Source organism: Rhizobium sp. No.120, from assembly GCF_054558365.1.
On record NZ_BAAJNQ010000003.1, the window covers coordinates 322,155 to 337,046 of the forward strand.

Here is a 14,892-nt window from a genome sequence, read left to right on the forward strand (position 1 = left end):
GCCGAGTCCGGAATCGGTCTGTAAATTGTTCAAAAGCCGGGCTTCGGACGGATTGCGCTGCAATCGGGCGCCTCACCCTTGGTTCCCGTTATCGATCGGAAAGACACTTGCCGCATCGATCAGATTCGTGAGGCTCACATATGGGAGCAAAATCGCCCGAAGTGAAGTCACTTCGGGCGATTGTTGATAATATTATTCTGCGGCAGCAGCGAGCAGCTTGACGGAACCGCCAGCCTTTTCGATCTTCTCGACTGCAGACTTGGAAGCGCCTGCAACTTCGAGGGTAAGCTTCGCCTTCAGTTCGCCGTCCGAGAGAACCCGAACGCCGTCCTTGACGCGGCGAATAACGCCGGCAGCCTTGAGAGCTGCTGCATCAACAGTGCTCTTGGCATCGAGCTTGCCAGCATCGACAGCCGCCTGGATGCGGGCCAGCGATACGACAACGTAGTCGGATGCGAAGATGTTGTTGAAGCCGCGCTTCGGCAGACGACGGTAGATGGGCATCTGACCGCCTTCGAAGCCGTTGATCGCAACACCCGAACGGGACTTCTGACCCTTCACACCACGGCCACCGGTCTTGCCGGAGCCGGAGCCGATGCCGCGGCCGAGGCGCTTGCGGCTGTGGGTCGAGCCTTCGTTATCCTTGATTTCATTCAGTTTCATAGCGAATTACCTCCGGCTCACTTCTCGTCGACAACGCGAACGAGATGCTGGACAGCACGGATCATGCCACGAACAGCCGGAGTATCTTCCAGCGTGCGGCGACGGTGCATCTTGTTCAGTCCGAGACCGATCAGCGTCTTCTGCTGAACATCCGGACGGCGGATCGGGCTGCCAATCTGCTCGACCGTAACGGTCGCCTTAGCTTCAGCCTTCTTGGTCGTCTTGGCCATAGGTCAAACTCCCTTATTCTTCGGAGGCGTTGCCCGAAGCGGCGCGGCGAGCCTGCAGGGTGGCATACTTGATGCCGCGCTGAGCTGCGATGTCCTTCGGGTGAACCTGGTGCTTCAGGGCGTCGAACGTGGCGCGAACCATGTTGTACGGGTTCGACGAACCGGTCGACTTTGCAACGACGTCATGAACGCCGAGCGTTTCGAAAACGGCGCGCATCGGGCCGCCGGCGATGATACCGGTACCGACCTTGGCCGAGCGCAGCAGAACCTTGCCGGCGCCATGACGGCCATGAACGTCGTGATGCAGCGTACGGCCGTCGCGCAGCGGTACGAAGATCATGTCGCGCTTGGCGCTTTCGGTTGCCTTGCGGATGGCTTCCGGCACTTCGCGTGCCTTGCCATGACCGAAGCCTACGCGGCCCTTCTGGTCGCCGACGACGACGAGAGCGGCGAAGCCGAAGCGACGGCCACCCTTAACAACCTTGGCGACGCGGTTGATCGCGACCAGCTTGTCGACGAATTCGCTATCGCGCTCTTCACGGCTCTGACGGTCTTCCCGCGGAGCCCTCTTTTCCTGTGCCATTGTCCTCTTCCTTTTTCTTTTCCGGGTGCAACGGGCAAACAAAACGAAGACCGCATGTCTTCCCTCTCGGGAAACCTGCGGTCCGGTGAATATCCGGCCGAGATCCTGGGATCTTCGGCCGGAAATCTGATTAGAAGGTCAGGCCGCCTTCGCGGGCTGCTTCAGCCAGGGCCTTAATACGGCCGTGGTAGATGAAAGCGCCGCGATCGAACACGACTTCCTTCACGCCGGCCTTGGAGGCGCGCTCAGCAACGAGCTTGCCAACGAGGGCTGCGGCTGCGGTATCGGCACCGGTCTTCAGAGAACCGCGCAGATCCTTGTCGAGGGTGGAGGCAGCCGCGAGGGTCTTGCCAGCCACGTCATCAATGACCTGGGCGTAGATGTTCTTCGACGAGCGATGAACCGACAGGCGCGGACGGCCATTGGCCACCGACTTGATTTGGCGGCGCACGCGGTTGGCGCGACGCGCAAGTGCTTCTTTCCTGCTAGCCATTTCGCGTGTTCCTTACTTCTTCTTGCCTTCTTTGCGGACAATCCGCTCTTCGGCATACTTCACACCCTTGCCCTTGTAAGGCTCGGGGCCGCGATATTCGCGGATTTCAGCCGCAACCTGACCGACCTGCTGCTTGTTGATGCCGGTGACGACGATTTCCGTCGGCTTCGGCACAGCGATCGAGATGCCCTGCGGCGGCTCATAAACCACGTCGTGGCTAAAGCCGAGAGCCAGCTGCAGGTTCTTGCCCTGCATGGAGGCACGGTAGCCGACGCCGTTGATTTCGAGCTTGCGCTCGTAGCCGTCCTTAACACCCTTGAAGATGTTCTCGATCATCGTGCGGGACATGCCCCACTTTGCGCGAGCATCCTTGGAGTCGTTGAGCGGCGTCACGACGATTGCATTGTTTTCCAGCTTGAGACCGATTTCGTCGTTAGCGACGAAAAACAGCTCGCCCTTGGGGCCCTTGGCAGTCACTTTTTGGCCATCAACCGTGGCCGTGATCCCTGCAGGTACCTGAACGGGCTTCTTACCGATACGAGACATTTTTCAAACCTGTCTGTTTCGAAGGAGATATCTCTGTTCGATCTTAGAAGACCGAGCAGAGAACCTCGCCACCAACATTCTGTTCGCGAGCCTGGTGATCGGCCATCACACCCTTCGGAGTCGAAAGGATGGTGATGCCGAGACCGTTCGCGACCTGCGGAATGGACTTGACCGAGACATAAACCCGGCGGCCCGGCTTGGACACACGGCCGATCTCGCGGATCACCGATGCGCCTTCGTAGTACTTGAGTTCGATGTTGAGCTCAGACTTGCCGTTGCCGAAATCGACGACGGAATAGCCACGGATGTAGCCTTCTGCCTGGAGTACATCGAGAACGCGTGCACGGAGCTTGGACGCAGGCGTCGAAACCGACGACTTGCGGCGCGAAGCGCCATTGCGGATGCGGGTGAGCATATCGCCCAAAGGATCAGTCATAGACATCTAATCTGCTCCTTACCAGCTGGACTTGACGATGCCCGGCACCTTGCCGAGATTGCCGAGTTCACGCAGCGCGATACGCGACATGCGCAGTTTGCGGTAGTAGGCGCGCGGACGGCCAGACACTTCGCAACGGTTGCGAATACGGGTCTTCGATCCATCGCGCGGCAGCGATGCCAGCTTCAGGGTGGCCTTGAACCGGTCTTCGATCGAGAGAGACTGGTTCATGATGATTGCCTTGAGAGCAGCCCGCTTCGCGGCCTGGTTGGCAACCGTATTGCGGCGGCGCTTGTTCTTTTCAACTGCGCTTGTCTTCGCCATATCAGGGTTCCTTTTCTACGCTCGTCGTTACGGTTATTGACGGAACGGGAAGTTGAACTCTTTCAGAAGAGCCCGTGCTTCGTCGTCGGTCGTCGCCGTCGTGCAAACGATGATGTCCATGCCCCACATCTGATCAACCTTGTCGTAGTTGATCTCAGGGAACACAATGTGCTCCTTGATGCCCATGGCAAAATTGCCACGACCGTCAAAGCTCTTCGGGTTCAGGCCGCGGAAGTCGCGAACGCGCGGAAGCGCGATGTTGACCAGACGATCCAGGAACTCATACATGCGGGCGCCGCGCAGGGTAACCTTCGCGCCGATCGGCATATTTTCGCGGACCTTGAAGCCAGCGATGGAGTTGCGTGCGCGGGTGATGACCGGCTTCTGACCAGCGATGGCCGCCAGGTCGGCAGCAGCAACGGTCGGCTTCTTCGAATCAGCCGTCGCTTCACCAACGCCCATGTTGATCACGATCTTGTCCAGCTTCGGGATCTGCATCTCGTTAGCGTAGGAGAACTGCTCCTGCATGGCTGCACGGATGCGAGCAACATATTCCTTCTTGAGCCGCGGCTCGTACTTTGCCTCAGCCATCGATCACTTCTCCCGAGGTCTTGGCCACACGGACCTTCTTGCCATCCACAACCTTGAAACCGACGCGGGTCGGCTTGCCGTCCTTGTCGACGATCGCAATGTTGGACAGGTGAAGCGGGGCTTCCTTGCTGATGATGCCGGCTTCCTGGTTCTGCGTCTGGCGCTGATGGCGCTTGATGACGTTGACGCCACGAACGACCGCACGGTCTTCCTTCGGCAGCACTTGAATGACTTCGCCGGTACGGCCCTTGTCCTTACCGGTCAATACGACAACCTTGTCGCCTTTACGGATCTTCTGCATCGCTCCGCTCCTTACAGTACTTCTGGAGCCAGCGAGATGATCTTCATGTGGTTCTTGGCGCGAAGTTCGCGCGGAACCGGTCCGAAGATACGGGTGCCGATCGGCTCTTTCTTGTTGTCGATGAGGACTGCTGCGTTGGTATCGAAGCGGATGACGCTGCCATCCGGACGACGGATGTCCTTGGCGGTACGAACAACAACCGCCTTCATCACGTCACCCTTCTTCACACGGCCGCGCGGGATAGCTTCCTTGATCGAAACGACGATAACGTCGCCGATCGAGGCATACTTGCGCTTCGAGCCGCCCAGCACCTTGATGCACATGACACGACGTGCGCCGGAATTATCCGCCACGTCGAGGTTTGTTTGCATCTGAATCATGTCAGGTCGCCTTCTTGTTGTTACCGGAATGGTTGGGTCAGTCGACCCCCTACCCCGGCTTATGGACTAGTGTCTTGTCTGATTATGCCTAGGCTTCGGAACCACAACGGGTCGCCTCTACCGGCCATCAATAAAGCAAAAGAACGCCCGTTCGCGAGCGTCCTGCTTCCAAGCTCGTGCTTCATACAGATATTTCGCCCAAGCGCAAGGGCCTGAGCGAAATTCTGTTACTTGGACTGGGCGGAAACGACCGTCCAGGTCTTGTCTTTGGAGATCGGCGCGCATTCCTCGATGGAAACGACGTCGCCGGTCTTGTACTGATTGTTTTCGTCGTGAGCCTTATACTTCTTGGAACGACGAACGGTCTTCTGGAGCAGCGGGTGAGCGAAACGACGCTCAACGCGGACAACTACCGTCTTCTCGTTCTTGTCGCTGACCACGACGCCCTGCAGAATGCGCTTCGGCATGTTATTTTTCCTTTAGGCCTTTGCTTCTGCCGCCTTCTGGCGGGCAATGGTTTTTACGCGAGCGATGTCCTTGCGGACTTCGTTGATGCGCGAGGACTTCTCGAGCTGGCCGGTCGCCTTCTGAAAGCGCAGGTTGAACTGCTCCTTCTTCAGCTTGGCAAGCTCGTCCTTGAGTTGGTCGGCGCTCAGGGCGCGAACATCTGCGGCTTTCATGAGCTTCTTCCTTACTCTGCAATGCGCTGAACGAAGCGCGTCTTGACCGAGAGCTTGGCAGCGCCGAGGCGCAGAGCCTCACGAGCGATTTCTTCGCTCACACCGTCGATCTCGAACATCATACGGCCGGGCTTGACCTTGCATGCCCAGTATTCGACAGAGCCCTTACCTTTACCCATACGGACTTCGGTCGGCTTCGCGGTTACCGGAACATCCGGGAACACGCGGATCCATACACGGCCGGCGCGCTTCATATAGCGCGTGATCGCGCGGCGAGCCGCTTCGATCTCGCGAGCGTTGACGCGGTTAGGCTCTTGCGACTTCAGGCCGAATTCGCCGAACGCCAGATCAGAACCACCCTTGGCAACGCCCTTGATGCGGCCCTTGAATTGCTTGCGGTACTTCGTACGCTTTGGCTGCAACATTTTCTTATTCTCCGAACTTATCTGCCACGTACGCTATCAAGCGTTGTCGCGGCGACGGTCTCTATCGCGATCGCGGCTAGCCGGACCCTGGGCGTCGCCTTCGAGCGCGCGGCGTTCGGAGGCCATCGGATCGTGCTCAAGGATTTCGCCCTTGAAGATCCAGACCTTGATGCCGCAGATACCGAAAGCGGTTTCTGCTTCAGCCGTACCGTAGTCGATGTCGGCTCGCAGCGTGTGCAGCGGCACGCGACCTTCACGGTACCATTCCGTACGAGCGATTTCTGCACCGCCGAGACGGCCGGCGCAGGTGATCTTGATGCCTTCGGCGCCAAGACGCATCGCGGACTGAACGGCGCGCTTCATGGCGCGACGGAAAGCAACACGGCGTTCCAGCTGCTGCGCGATCGACTGGGCAACCAGCGTCGCGTCGATTTCCGGCTTGCGAACTTCAACGATGTTGAGGTGCGTTTCGGAATTCGTCATGTCCGACAGCTTCTTGCGGAGCTTGTCGATGTCAGCGCCCTTCTTGCCGATGATCAGGCCCGGACGAGCCGAGTGGATCGTGACGCGGCACTTCTTGTGCGGACGCTCGATGACCACCTTGGAGATACCAGCCTGCTTCAGTTCGTTCATGACGAACTTGCGCATCTTCAGGTCTTCATGGAGGAGCTGGCCGTACTCGGCATTGTCCGCGAACCAGCGGCTATCCCAGGTACGGTTGATGCCAAGACGAAAGCCGATCGGATTAATTTTCTGACCCATTATGCGGCCTCCCCTTGAGCTTCCACTTCACGAACGACGATCGTCAGGTGCGCAAACGGACGCTCGATGCGAGATGCGCGGCCACGACCACGAGCGTGGAAACGCTTCATGACGATCGACTTGCCGACGTAAGCTTCCGCAACGACCAGCGAGTCAACGTCGAGATCGTGGTTGTTTTCTGCATTGGCGATCGCAGATTCGAGCGTCTTCTTCACAGCGCCAGCGATACGCTTGCGCGAGAATTCCAGCTCTGCGAGCGCGCGGTCAACCTTCTTGCCGCGGATCGAAGCCGCGACCAGGTTGAGCTTCTGCGGGCTGACGCGGAGCGTGCGCGCAACTGCCTGCGCCTCGTTGTCCTTCAGCCGGCGTTCGGTTTTTGCCTTGCCCATTGTTACTTCCTCTTCGCCTTCTTGTCCGCACCGTGACCATAATAGGTACGGGTCGGGGCGAACTCGCCGAACTTGTGTCCGACCATGTCTTCATTGACGCTGACCGGAATGTGCTTGCTGCCGTTGTAGACGCCGAAGGTGAGACCAACGAACTGCGGCATGATGGTGGAGCGACGGCTCCACATCTTGATTACTTCGTTACGTCCGCCTTCACGCACCTTCTCAGCCTTCTTGAGAAGATAGCCGTCAACAAACGGACCTTTCCATACTGAACGAGCCACTTGAGACTTCCTCTCTTACTTCTTGCGCTGATGGCGCGAGCGCATAATCATCTTGTCGGTCGACTTGTTCGACCGCGTACGCTTGCCCTTGGTCGGCTTGCCCCATGGGGTCACCGGATGGCGACCACCGGAGGTGCGGCCTTCACCACCGCCGTGCGGATGGTCGACCGGGTTCATGACAACGCCGCGGTTATGCGGCTTCTTGCCACGCCAACGCGAACGACCGGCCTTACCGTCGTTGATGTTGCCGTGATCCGGGTTCGAAACCGCACCGATCGTTGCAAGGCAGGTGCCGTGCACGAGGCGCTGTTCGCCCGAATTCAGGCGAAGGATCGCCATGCCCTGGTCGCGGCCGACGAGCTGAGCGTAGGAACCGGCGGAGCGAGCGATCTGACCGCCCTTGCCCGGCTTCATTTCCACATTGTGGATGATGGAGCCGACCGGAATGAACTGAAGCGGCATGGTATTGCCCGGCTTCACGTCCACTGCCTTTTCCGAAGCGATGACTTTGTCGCCCGAAGCAAGGCGCTGCGGAGCAATGATGTAGGCCAGTTCGCCGTCCGTGTACTTCACCAGAGCGATGTAAGCGGTACGGTTCGGATCGTATTCGATACGCTCGACGGTTGCCTCGACGTCGAACTTGCGACGCTTGAAGTCGACCAGACGATAGCTGCGCTTGTGACCACCGCCCTGGAAACGGACGGTGATGCGGCCGGTGTTGTTACGACCACCCTTGGAGGTTAGGCCTTCGGTCAACGACTTGACCGGCTTGCCCTTGTAGAGCGAGGAGCGATCGACAATGACCAGCTGACGCTGGCTCGGGGTCGTCGGATTGAATGTTTTCAATGCCATTTTCTTATTCCTCAGAGACCGGTGGAGACGTCGATCGACTGGCCTTCGGCGAGCGTCACAACAGCCTTCTTCACGTCCTTCTGCTTGCCGACGAGACCTTTGAATCGCTTGGTCTTGCCGAGGCGCAGCAGAGTGTTAACGGCCGTCACCTTGACGCCGAAGAGCGCTTCGACGGCAGCCTTGATTTCCGGCTTCGTCGCGGTCTTCGCAACGTTGAAAACAACCTGGTTATTGTCCGAAAGCAGCGTGGACTTTTCGGTGATCGCCGGAGAAACGATCACATCATAATGGCGAAGATCCGTCACTTGAAACGCTCCTCTAGAGCTTCAACTGCAGCCTTGGACAGCACGAGCTTGCCGCGGCGCAGGATGTCGTAAACGTTGATGCCCTGAACCGGCAGAACATCGATGTTCGGGATGTTCTGGGCTGCGAGCTTGAAGTTGCTGTCGAGTTCAGCACCGCCGATGAACAGAGCGTTCGTCAGGCCGAGCGTCTCGAAAGCGCCAGCGAGTGCCTTGGTCTTGGCTTCGGTAGCGACGAGATTGTCGATGACGATCACGTCTTCAGCCTTGAACTTGGCCGAGAGAGCATGACGCAGGCCGAGGGCGCGAACCTTCTTCGGCAGATCATGCTCGTGGCTGCGAGCGACCGGGCCGTGAGCCTTACCACCGCCGCGGAACTGCGGAGCGCGAGCCGAATGGTGACGAGCGCGACCCGTACCCTTCTGCTTGTACATCTTGGCGCCAGTGCGCGCTACGTCTGCGCGGCCCTTGGCCTGATGCGTGCCCTGCTGCTTCTTGGCAAGCTGCCAGCGAACGACGCGAGCGAGAATGTCTTCACGCGGCTCGAGGCCGAAAATCGCATCAGAAAGGGAAACCTTCCCGGCGTCTTTGCCCTCAAGGGTCTTGACGTTGAATTCCATTGGTTTGGCTCCCTTACTTCGCTGCCGACTTGACGGCGTCGCGCACGATGATCCAGGCGCCCTTGGAGCCGGGAACCGCACCCTTGACCAGGATCAGACCGCGATCTTCGTCGGTCGATACCACTTCAAGGTTCTGCGTCGTGACGCGAGTCTGGCCCATGTGACCAGCCATCTTCTTGTTCTTGAACACCTTGCCCGGGTCCTGGCGCGAACCGGTCGAACCGTGCGAGCGGTGCGAAACCGACACACCGTGCGTGGCGCGCAGACCGCCGAAGCCGTGGCGCTTGATGGCGCCGGCAAAGCCCTTACCGATCGTCGTGCCGGTCACGTCGACGAGCTGACCCGCCGTGAAGTGACCTGCGTTGAGCTCAGTGCCAACTTCAAGCAGATTGTCCTCCGTGACACGGAATTCTGCGAGCTTGGCCTTTGGCTCCACGCTTGCAACGGCGAAATGGCCGCGAAGAGCCTTCGTCGTGTTCTTAACTTTAGCCTGGCCGGCACCCAGCTGAACTGCAGTGTAGCCATTCTTTTCAACTGTGCGCTGGGCTACGACCTGGCAGCCTTCCATACGCAATACGGTAACCGGGACATGCTCGCCGGCGTCGTTGTAGACGCGGGTCATTCCCACCTTTTGTGCAATCACACCTGAACGCATCGGTTCAATCCTTCTCACTCAGCTCGAGGACCGGAGGCCTTAGAGCTTGATCTCAACATCGACACCGGCGGCGAGATCGAGCTTCATCAGCGCGTCTACCGTCTGCGGGGTCGGGTCAACGATGTCGAGGAGGCGCTTATGCGTGCGCATCTCGAACTGCTCGCGGCTCTTCTTGTCGATGTGCGGGGACCGGTTTACCGTAAACTTCTCGATACGAGTCGGAAGCGGAACGGGGCCCCGGACGCTTGCACCGGTGCGCTTCGCCGTCGACACGATCTCGCGCGTGGAAGCATCGAGAATCCGGTGATCGAACGCCTTCAGGCGAATGCGGATATTTTGGCCGTTCATTCGACGTTATCCTTGTGTTTGTTATCTCGCGTGCCTTTCGAAAAGGCACGGTTTGTTCTGTTTCCTAAGGCGGACCACCGGTTTCAAAGATCGAGAGGGACGCCGACTGCGGCATCCCTATCCACTCTTTAGGCCTTTCAGCCCACCTTATTGTTAATTTCATTGGCCGCTTCGTCATCCGAAGCAGCGCGCAAATCGCGCTCGCGCGCCATTTGCAACATTTCTATGTCATAAGCAAGCGGCTAGTGCCGCTTGCATCATAATAATGTCATCGAATCGGCCATTCGGATGGAGTGGCCGTCTTCGAATTACTCGACGATGCTTGCGACGATGCCAGCGCCGACGGTACGGCCGCCTTCGCGGATCGCGAAGCGAAGCTTTTCTTCCATCGCGATCGGAACGATCAGCTCGACGTCAACCGTGACGTTGTCGCCTGGCATAACCATTTCCGTGCCTTCCGGAAGCGTCACGATGCCCGTCACGTCCGTCGTACGGAAGTAGAACTGCGGACGGTAGTTCGTGAAGAACGGCGTATGACGGCCGCCTTCTTCCTTCGTCAGGATGTAGGCTTCGGCCTTGAACTTCTTGTGCGGCTTCACAGAACCCGGCTTGCACAGGATCTGACCACGCTCGACACCGTCACGGTTCACACCGCGGATCAGCGCACCGATGTTGTCGCCAGCCTGGCCCTGGTCGAGCAGCTTGCGGAACATTTCAACGCCGGTAACCGTCGTCTTCGACGTCGGACGGATGCCGACGATTTCGACTTCTTCACCAACCTTGATGATACCGCGCTCGACGCGGCCCGTCACAACCGTACCACGGCCAGAGATCGAGAACACGTCTTCGATCGGCATCAGGAACGGCTGGTCGATCGGACGCTCAGGCGTCGGGATGTAGGCGTCAACCTGAGCCATCAGCTCGCGGATCGCGTCTTCGCCGATCTTCTTGTCCGAATCTTCAAGAGCAGCAAGCGCCGAACCCTTGACAACCGGGATGTCGTCGCCCGGGAAGTCGTAGGACGACAGAAGTTCGCGAACTTCAAGCTCGACGAGCTCGAGAAGCTCAGCGTCGTCAACCTGGTCGACCTTGTTCAGGAACACCACGATCGCCGGAACGCCAACCTGGCGGGCGAGCAGGATGTGCTCGCGCGTCTGCGGCATCGGGCCGTCAGCAGCCGAGCAAACCAGGATCGCGCCGTCCATCTGGGCGGCACCCGTGATCATGTTCTTCACATAGTCGGCGTGGCCGGGGCAGTCAACGTGCGCATAGTGACGGTTCGGCGTCTCGTATTCAACGTGGGCCGTCGAGATCGTGATGCCACGCGCCTTCTCTTCCGGAGCCGCGTCGATTTGGTCATACGCCTTGAACTCGCCGAAGTACTTCGTGATCGCTGCCGTCAACGACGTCTTGCCGTGGTCAACGTGACCGATCGTCCCGATGTTAACGTGCGGCTTATTGCGCTCAAACTTACTCTTTGCCATTTTCGGCTCTCCGTTTTCGTGTCCCCTGAGGGATCAATTCTTGTTATCGGTCAATTGGTATTCCGGTCACTTCTGACCGGAATACTTTGCCTGGATTTCCTGTGCGACGTTCGACGGAACCGGCGCGTAATGATCGAAGGTCATCGTGTACTGTGCACGGCCCTGAGACATCGAGCGCAGGTTATCGACGTACTTGAACATGTTCGCCAGCGGGACGTTCGCGCTGATGACGACGGCGATACCGCGGCTCTCCTGGCCCTGGATCTGGCCACGGCGAGAGTTCAGGTCACCGATAACGTCGCCGACGTAGTCTTCCGGCGTTACGACTTCGACCTTCATCATCGGCTCGAGGAGCTGAGCGCCGGCTTCGCGAGCTGCTTCACGGAAGCAAGCGCGAGCAGCAATTTCGAAGGCCAGAACCGACGAGTCGACGTCGTGGAAGGCACCGTCGATGAGCGTCGCCTTGACGCCGAGCATCGGGAAGCCTGCCAGCGGGCCCGAAGACAGAACACTTTCGATACCCTTCTGAACGCCCGGAATGTATTCCTTCGGAACAGCACCGCCGACGATCTTGGATTCGAACTTGAAGTCTTCGCCTTCCGGGTTCGGCTCGAATACGAGCTTGACGCGTGCGAACTGACCGGTACCACCGGTCTGCTTCTTGTGCGTGTAGTCCTTTTCCGTCAGGCGCGTGATGGTTTCGCGGTAGGCAACCTGCGGAGCGCCCACGTTTGCTTCAACCTTGAACTCACGACGCATGCGGTCGACGATGATGTCGAGGTGCAGTTCGCCCATGCCGGCGATGATCGTCTGACCGGATTCCTGGTCGGTCTTGACGCGGAACGACGGGTCTTCTGCAGCCAGGCGGTTGAGCGCGAGGCCCATCTTTTCCTGGTCGCCCTTGGACTTCGGCTCGATCGCGATCTGGATGACCGGCTCCGGGAACTCCATGCGCTCGAGGATAACTGGCTTCAGCGGATCGCAGAGCGTGTCACCCGTCGTGGTTTCCTTGAGGCCGGCGAGAGCGACGATGTCGCCAGCATAGGCTTCTTCGATGTCTTCACGCGAGTTGGAGTGCATCTGCAGCATACGGCCGACGCGCTCGCGCTTATCCTTGACCGTATTCATGACCGAAACGCCCTTCTCCAGCTTGCCGGAGTAGATACGAGCGAAGGTGAGCGAGCCAACGAACGGGTCGTTCATGATCTTGAACGCGAGCATGGAAAGCGGCTCGTTGTCGTCGGCGTGACGCTCGATCTCGGCTTCCGTCTTGGCATCGATGCCCTTGATCGCCGGAATGTCGAGCGGCGACGGCAGGTAATCGACAACGGCGTCGAGGAGCGGCTGAACACCCTTGTTCTTGAATGCGGTGCCGCAGAACATCGGATGGAACTTAACGTCGATCGTGCCACGACGGACGAGCGCGCGGATCTGATCGTTATCGGGCAGATTGCCTTCGAGGTAGGCTTCCATCGCGGCTTCGTCGATCTCGACAACGGTCTCGATCAGCTTCTCGCGATATTCTTCAGCCTTGGCCTTCATGTCTTCCGGGATCTCGACGACGTCCCACTGGGCGCCGAGCGATTCATCACGCCACACGAGGGCATTCATCTCAACGAGATCGATAACACCCTTGAAGTCGCTTTCAGCGCCGATCGGCAGCTGCATGACAACTGCGGTCGCGCCGAGGCGGGTCTTGATCATCTCGACCGAGCGATAGAAGTCAGCGCCGGTCTTGTCCATCTTGTTGCAGAAGATCATGCGCGGAACATGATACTTCTCAGCCTGGCGCCAGACGGTTTCCGTCTGCGGCTCAACGCCGGCGTTAGCATCGAGCAGCGCGATGGCACCGTCGAGAACGCGCAGCGAACGCTCGACTTCGATGGTGAAGTCAACGTGGCCGGGAGTGTCGATGATGTTGAAGCGGCGGGTCTTGCCGTCACGGCCCTTCCAGAAGGTCGTGGTAGCAGCAGAGGTGATCGTGATGCCACGCTCCTGCTCCTGCTCCATCCAGTCCATCGTGGCAGCGCCATCGTGGACTTCGCCGATCTTGTGCGACTTACCGGTGTAGTAAAGAATACGCTCGGTCGTCGTGGTCTTGCCGGCGTCGATATGCGCCATGATACCGAAATTACGGTAGTCTTCGATTTTATATGCGCGAGCCATTGTGGACTGCCTTTCCGAAACCGTTCGGGATTACCAGCGATAATGCGAGAACGCACGGTTGGCGTCAGCCATCTTGTGCGTGTCTTCGCGCTTCTTGACGGCAGCGCCGCGGTTGTTGGAGGCATCGAGAAGTTCGCCGCACAGACGGTCGATCATCGTGGTCTCGTTACGCTTGCGAGCAGCGGTAATCAGCCAGCGGATAGCCAGAGCCTGGCGACGCTCAGGACGCACATCGACCGGAACCTGGTACGTAGCACCACCAACGCGGCGCGAGCGGACTTCAACGTGCGGAGCAATGTTATCCAAAGCCTGATGGAACACGCCGAGCGGCTCCTGCTTTGCCTTGCCCTGCACGGCGTCAAACGCGCCATATACGATGTTTTCTGCTACGGACTTCTTGCCGTCCAGCATGATGGCATTCATGAACTTGGTAACGACCAGATCGCCGAACTTCGGGTCCGGATTGATCTCGCGCTTTTCTGCTCTATGACGTCGGGACATGTAACTTCTCGTCTCTCAACTGTTGCGACGCTCAACCACGCGGAGAACCTCGCGCAGCGCCGGATTATCTAAAAATCCGAATTACTTCGGACGCTTTGCACCGTACTTCGAACGGCGCTGCTTGCGGTTCTTGACACCCTGGGTATCGAGAACGCCGCGAATGATGTGGTAGCGAACACCCGGAAGGTCCTTAACGCGGCCGCCACGGATCATGACGACAGAGTGTTCCTGAAGGTTGTGACCTTCACCGGGGATGTAACCAATGACTTCGAAGCCGTTGGTCAGGCGGATCTTTGCGACCTTACGCAGAGCCGAGTTCGGCTTCTTCGGCGTCGTGGTGTAGACGCGGGTGCAAACGCCGCGCTTCTGCGGGTTCTCCTGAAGAGCGGGAACCTTGTTACGCTTTACCTGCGCCTGGCGAGGCTTGCGGATCAGCTGGTTTACGGTAGGCATTCAACCATCCCTTGTAAATCTATCTCGACACCCTTGCGGGCATGACTTTCGCCGTCACCGGCACGACACACGTTCGTCTCAATGCGCAAAACGTGGCCCGATCCGCTCTCGCAGATGGACCACAGAAAAGCAGAGGACACCGAAGGTGGCGTCGTGCGAGCAGCATTCGTGTCTTCAACGTGCGTTTAGAACCTTGTTTGAGGTGAACTCCAGGGCGCGTCGCCCCGAATAGCCATGCCTCACATGGGTTCCGATGGCGGCGGTACTACTGGTTTCCCGCCGGTTCGTCAAGGCCGGTTAAGAAATTATCTTTGTCATAAAGCCCGGAAACCCCGGCCAAACCAGCCATTTGACGCATTGGATACGGAAATGGAGCTACTTCGGCAAGATGGACTTTGGTATTTCGGCAAAATCCCTATAAGGAATC

At 58.6% G+C, this 14,892-nt stretch carries 25 protein-coding genes; all 25 read right to left on the reverse strand.

Annotation, left to right across the window (positions count from 1 at the left end; all coding sequences use genetic code 11):
• Positions 1–192: 192 nt before the first annotated feature.
• The 25 genes from rplO to rpsL all read right to left on the reverse strand — a co-directional run bounded on the left by rplO (position 193) and on the right by rpsL (position 14,465).
• Entirely contained in the window at positions 193–663 is a 471-nt protein-coding gene (gene rplO / locus ACYJRZ_RS12275; protein ID WP_459459203.1) for a 50S ribosomal protein L15, read from the reverse strand.
• A 17-nt stretch (positions 664–680) separates the two neighbouring features.
• Complete coding sequence (gene rpmD / locus ACYJRZ_RS12280) at positions 681–893, reverse strand: 50S ribosomal protein L30 (RefSeq protein WP_007690786.1); 213 nt, start codon at positions 891–893, stop codon at positions 681–683.
• A 13-nt stretch (positions 894–906) separates the two neighbouring features.
• Positions 907–1,476: a 30S ribosomal protein S5 gene (gene rpsE / locus ACYJRZ_RS12285; protein ID WP_004118414.1), complete on the reverse strand. Its 570-nt coding sequence runs from the start codon at positions 1,474–1,476 to the stop codon at positions 907–909.
• A gap of 130 nt (positions 1,477–1,606) precedes the next feature.
• Positions 1,607–1,969, reverse strand: coding sequence for a 50S ribosomal protein L18 (rplR, locus tag ACYJRZ_RS12290; RefSeq protein WP_004118412.1), 363 nt, complete (start codon positions 1,967–1,969; stop codon positions 1,607–1,609).
• Between the two features lie 12 nt (positions 1,970–1,981).
• Positions 1,982–2,515 (reverse strand): 50S ribosomal protein L6, encoded by a 534-nt coding sequence (gene rplF, locus ACYJRZ_RS12295; protein ID WP_092715850.1) that lies wholly within the window; start codon positions 2,513–2,515, stop codon positions 1,982–1,984.
• Between the two features lie 43 nt (positions 2,516–2,558).
• Positions 2,559–2,957, reverse strand: a complete 399-nt coding sequence (rpsH, locus tag ACYJRZ_RS12300; protein ID WP_015339607.1) for a 30S ribosomal protein S8 — start codon at positions 2,955–2,957, stop codon at positions 2,559–2,561.
• A 12-nt stretch (positions 2,958–2,969) separates the two neighbouring features.
• The gene (gene rpsN, locus ACYJRZ_RS12305; RefSeq protein ID WP_004118406.1) at positions 2,970–3,275 is read right to left on the reverse strand and encodes a 30S ribosomal protein S14; all 306 of its coding nucleotides are present in this window, start codon (positions 3,273–3,275) and stop codon (positions 2,970–2,972) included.
• A gap of 33 nt (positions 3,276–3,308) precedes the next feature.
• Positions 3,309–3,866 carry a 50S ribosomal protein L5 gene (rplE, locus tag ACYJRZ_RS12310; protein WP_069611901.1) on the reverse strand — a complete coding sequence of 186 codons (558 nt, stop codon included), beginning with the start codon at positions 3,864–3,866 and terminating at the stop codon, positions 3,309–3,311.
• Complete coding sequence (rplX, locus tag ACYJRZ_RS12315; RefSeq protein ID WP_069611900.1) at positions 3,859–4,167, reverse strand: 50S ribosomal protein L24; 309 nt, start codon at positions 4,165–4,167, stop codon at positions 3,859–3,861. The genes rplE and rplX overlap by 8 nt, the downstream gene beginning before the upstream one ends.
• Before the next feature lie 11 nt (positions 4,168–4,178).
• Positions 4,179–4,547 (reverse strand): 50S ribosomal protein L14, encoded by a 369-nt coding sequence (gene rplN, locus ACYJRZ_RS12320; RefSeq protein WP_003573790.1) that lies wholly within the window; start codon positions 4,545–4,547, stop codon positions 4,179–4,181.
• 227 nt (positions 4,548–4,774) lie between these two features.
• Complete coding sequence (gene rpsQ / locus ACYJRZ_RS12325; protein WP_069611899.1) at positions 4,775–5,014, reverse strand: 30S ribosomal protein S17; 240 nt, start codon at positions 5,012–5,014, stop codon at positions 4,775–4,777.
• Between the two features lie 12 nt (positions 5,015–5,026).
• Positions 5,027–5,227: a 50S ribosomal protein L29 gene (rpmC, locus tag ACYJRZ_RS12330; RefSeq protein WP_007690763.1), complete on the reverse strand. Its 201-nt coding sequence runs from the start codon at positions 5,225–5,227 to the stop codon at positions 5,027–5,029.
• A gap of 11 nt (positions 5,228–5,238) precedes the next feature.
• Positions 5,239–5,652, reverse strand: a complete 414-nt coding sequence (rplP, locus tag ACYJRZ_RS12335; protein WP_004118395.1) for a 50S ribosomal protein L16 — start codon at positions 5,650–5,652, stop codon at positions 5,239–5,241.
• Between the two features lie 36 nt (positions 5,653–5,688).
• Positions 5,689–6,414 carry a 30S ribosomal protein S3 gene (rpsC, locus tag ACYJRZ_RS12340; RefSeq protein WP_004118393.1) on the reverse strand — a complete coding sequence of 242 codons (726 nt, stop codon included), beginning with the start codon at positions 6,412–6,414 and terminating at the stop codon, positions 5,689–5,691.
• The gene (gene rplV, locus ACYJRZ_RS12345; RefSeq protein WP_004118391.1) at positions 6,414–6,803 is read right to left on the reverse strand and encodes a 50S ribosomal protein L22; all 390 of its coding nucleotides are present in this window, start codon (positions 6,801–6,803) and stop codon (positions 6,414–6,416) included. The genes rpsC and rplV overlap by 1 nt, the downstream gene beginning before the upstream one ends.
• A gap of 2 nt (positions 6,804–6,805) precedes the next feature.
• Positions 6,806–7,084 carry a 30S ribosomal protein S19 gene (gene rpsS, locus ACYJRZ_RS12350; protein ID WP_037199970.1) on the reverse strand — a complete coding sequence of 93 codons (279 nt, stop codon included), beginning with the start codon at positions 7,082–7,084 and terminating at the stop codon, positions 6,806–6,808.
• A 15-nt stretch (positions 7,085–7,099) separates the two neighbouring features.
• Positions 7,100–7,936, reverse strand: coding sequence for a 50S ribosomal protein L2 (gene rplB, locus ACYJRZ_RS12355; RefSeq protein ID WP_015339601.1), 837 nt, complete (start codon positions 7,934–7,936; stop codon positions 7,100–7,102).
• Between the two features lie 11 nt (positions 7,937–7,947).
• Positions 7,948–8,241 carry a 50S ribosomal protein L23 gene (locus tag ACYJRZ_RS12360; RefSeq protein ID WP_015339600.1) on the reverse strand — a complete coding sequence of 98 codons (294 nt, stop codon included), beginning with the start codon at positions 8,239–8,241 and terminating at the stop codon, positions 7,948–7,950.
• A complete protein-coding gene (gene rplD, locus ACYJRZ_RS12365) occupies positions 8,238–8,858 on the reverse strand; it encodes a 50S ribosomal protein L4 (protein WP_015339599.1) in 621 nt (206 codons plus the stop codon). The genes ACYJRZ_RS12360 and rplD overlap by 4 nt, the downstream gene beginning before the upstream one ends.
• A gap of 13 nt (positions 8,859–8,871) precedes the next feature.
• Positions 8,872–9,513 carry a 50S ribosomal protein L3 gene (gene rplC / locus ACYJRZ_RS12370; protein ID WP_069611897.1) on the reverse strand — a complete coding sequence of 214 codons (642 nt, stop codon included), beginning with the start codon at positions 9,511–9,513 and terminating at the stop codon, positions 8,872–8,874.
• 39 nt (positions 9,514–9,552) lie between these two features.
• Positions 9,553–9,861 (reverse strand): 30S ribosomal protein S10, encoded by a 309-nt coding sequence (gene rpsJ / locus ACYJRZ_RS12375; RefSeq protein WP_003547547.1) that lies wholly within the window; start codon positions 9,859–9,861, stop codon positions 9,553–9,555.
• A gap of 308 nt (positions 9,862–10,169) precedes the next feature.
• On the reverse strand, positions 10,170–11,345 hold the full coding sequence (tuf, locus tag ACYJRZ_RS12380) for an elongation factor Tu (RefSeq protein ID WP_152094262.1): 1,176 nt from the start codon (positions 11,343–11,345) through the stop codon (positions 10,170–10,172).
• Between the two features lie 66 nt (positions 11,346–11,411).
• Positions 11,412–13,511 carry an elongation factor G gene (fusA, locus tag ACYJRZ_RS12385; RefSeq protein WP_095434666.1) on the reverse strand — a complete coding sequence of 700 codons (2,100 nt, stop codon included), beginning with the start codon at positions 13,509–13,511 and terminating at the stop codon, positions 11,412–11,414.
• A gap of 30 nt (positions 13,512–13,541) precedes the next feature.
• Positions 13,542–14,012, reverse strand: coding sequence for a 30S ribosomal protein S7 (gene rpsG, locus ACYJRZ_RS12390; RefSeq protein WP_069614847.1), 471 nt, complete (start codon positions 14,010–14,012; stop codon positions 13,542–13,544).
• 81 nt (positions 14,013–14,093) lie between these two features.
• Positions 14,094–14,465, reverse strand: a complete 372-nt coding sequence (gene rpsL, locus ACYJRZ_RS12395) for a 30S ribosomal protein S12 (RefSeq protein WP_003507760.1) — start codon at positions 14,463–14,465, stop codon at positions 14,094–14,096.
• Between the last annotated feature and the right edge of the window lie 427 nt (positions 14,466–14,892).

Coding starts and splice junctions, on each gene's coding strand:
- rplO (WP_459459203.1), bottom strand. CDS start 663: ATGAAACTGAATGAAATCAAGGATAACGAAGGCTCGACCCACAGCCGC.
- rpmD (WP_007690786.1), bottom strand. CDS start 893: ATGGCCAAGACGACCAAGAAGGCTGAAGCTAAGGCGACCGTTACGGTC.
- rpsE (WP_004118414.1), bottom strand. CDS start 1,476: ATGGCACAGGAAAAGAGGGCTCCGCGGGAAGACCGTCAGAGCCGTGAA.
- rplR (WP_004118412.1), bottom strand. CDS start 1,969: ATGGCTAGCAGGAAAGAAGCACTTGCGCGTCGCGCCAACCGCGTGCGC.
- rplF (WP_092715850.1), bottom strand. CDS start 2,515: ATGTCTCGTATCGGTAAGAAGCCCGTTCAGGTACCTGCAGGGATCACG.
- rpsH (WP_015339607.1), bottom strand. CDS start 2,957: ATGTCTATGACTGATCCTTTGGGCGATATGCTCACCCGCATCCGCAAT.
- rpsN (WP_004118406.1), bottom strand. CDS start 3,275: ATGGCGAAGACAAGCGCAGTTGAAAAGAACAAGCGCCGCCGCAATACG.
- rplE (WP_069611901.1), bottom strand. CDS start 3,866: ATGGCTGAGGCAAAGTACGAGCCGCGGCTCAAGAAGGAATATGTTGCT.
- rplX (WP_069611900.1), bottom strand. CDS start 4,167: ATGCAGAAGATCCGTAAAGGCGACAAGGTTGTCGTATTGACCGGTAAG.
- rplN (WP_003573790.1), bottom strand. CDS start 4,547: ATGATTCAGATGCAAACAAACCTCGACGTGGCGGATAATTCCGGCGCA.
- rpsQ (WP_069611899.1), bottom strand. CDS start 5,014: ATGCCGAAGCGCATTCTGCAGGGCGTCGTGGTCAGCGACAAGAACGAG.
- rpmC (WP_007690763.1), bottom strand. CDS start 5,227: ATGAAAGCCGCAGATGTTCGCGCCCTGAGCGCCGACCAACTCAAGGAC.
- rplP (WP_004118395.1), bottom strand. CDS start 5,652: ATGTTGCAGCCAAAGCGTACGAAGTACCGCAAGCAATTCAAGGGCCGC.
- rpsC (WP_004118393.1), bottom strand. CDS start 6,414: ATGGGTCAGAAAATTAATCCGATCGGCTTTCGTCTTGGCATCAACCGT.
- rplV (WP_004118391.1), bottom strand. CDS start 6,803: ATGGGCAAGGCAAAAACCGAACGCCGGCTGAAGGACAACGAGGCGCAG.
- rplB (WP_015339601.1), bottom strand. CDS start 7,936: ATGGCATTGAAAACATTCAATCCGACGACCCCGAGCCAGCGTCAGCTG.
- rplD (WP_015339599.1), bottom strand. CDS start 8,858: ATGGAATTCAACGTCAAGACCCTTGAGGGCAAAGACGCCGGGAAGGTT.
- rplC (WP_069611897.1), bottom strand. CDS start 9,513: ATGCGTTCAGGTGTGATTGCACAAAAGGTGGGAATGACCCGCGTCTAC.
- rpsJ (WP_003547547.1), bottom strand. CDS start 9,861: ATGAACGGCCAAAATATCCGCATTCGCCTGAAGGCGTTCGATCACCGG.
- tuf (WP_152094262.1), bottom strand. CDS start 11,345: ATGGCAAAGAGTAAGTTTGAGCGCAATAAGCCGCACGTTAACATCGGG.
- fusA (WP_095434666.1), bottom strand. CDS start 13,511: ATGGCTCGCGCATATAAAATCGAAGACTACCGTAATTTCGGTATCATG.
- rpsG (WP_069614847.1), bottom strand. CDS start 14,012: ATGTCCCGACGTCATAGAGCAGAAAAGCGCGAGATCAATCCGGACCCG.
- rpsL (WP_003507760.1), bottom strand. CDS start 14,465: ATGCCTACCGTAAACCAGCTGATCCGCAAGCCTCGCCAGGCGCAGGTA.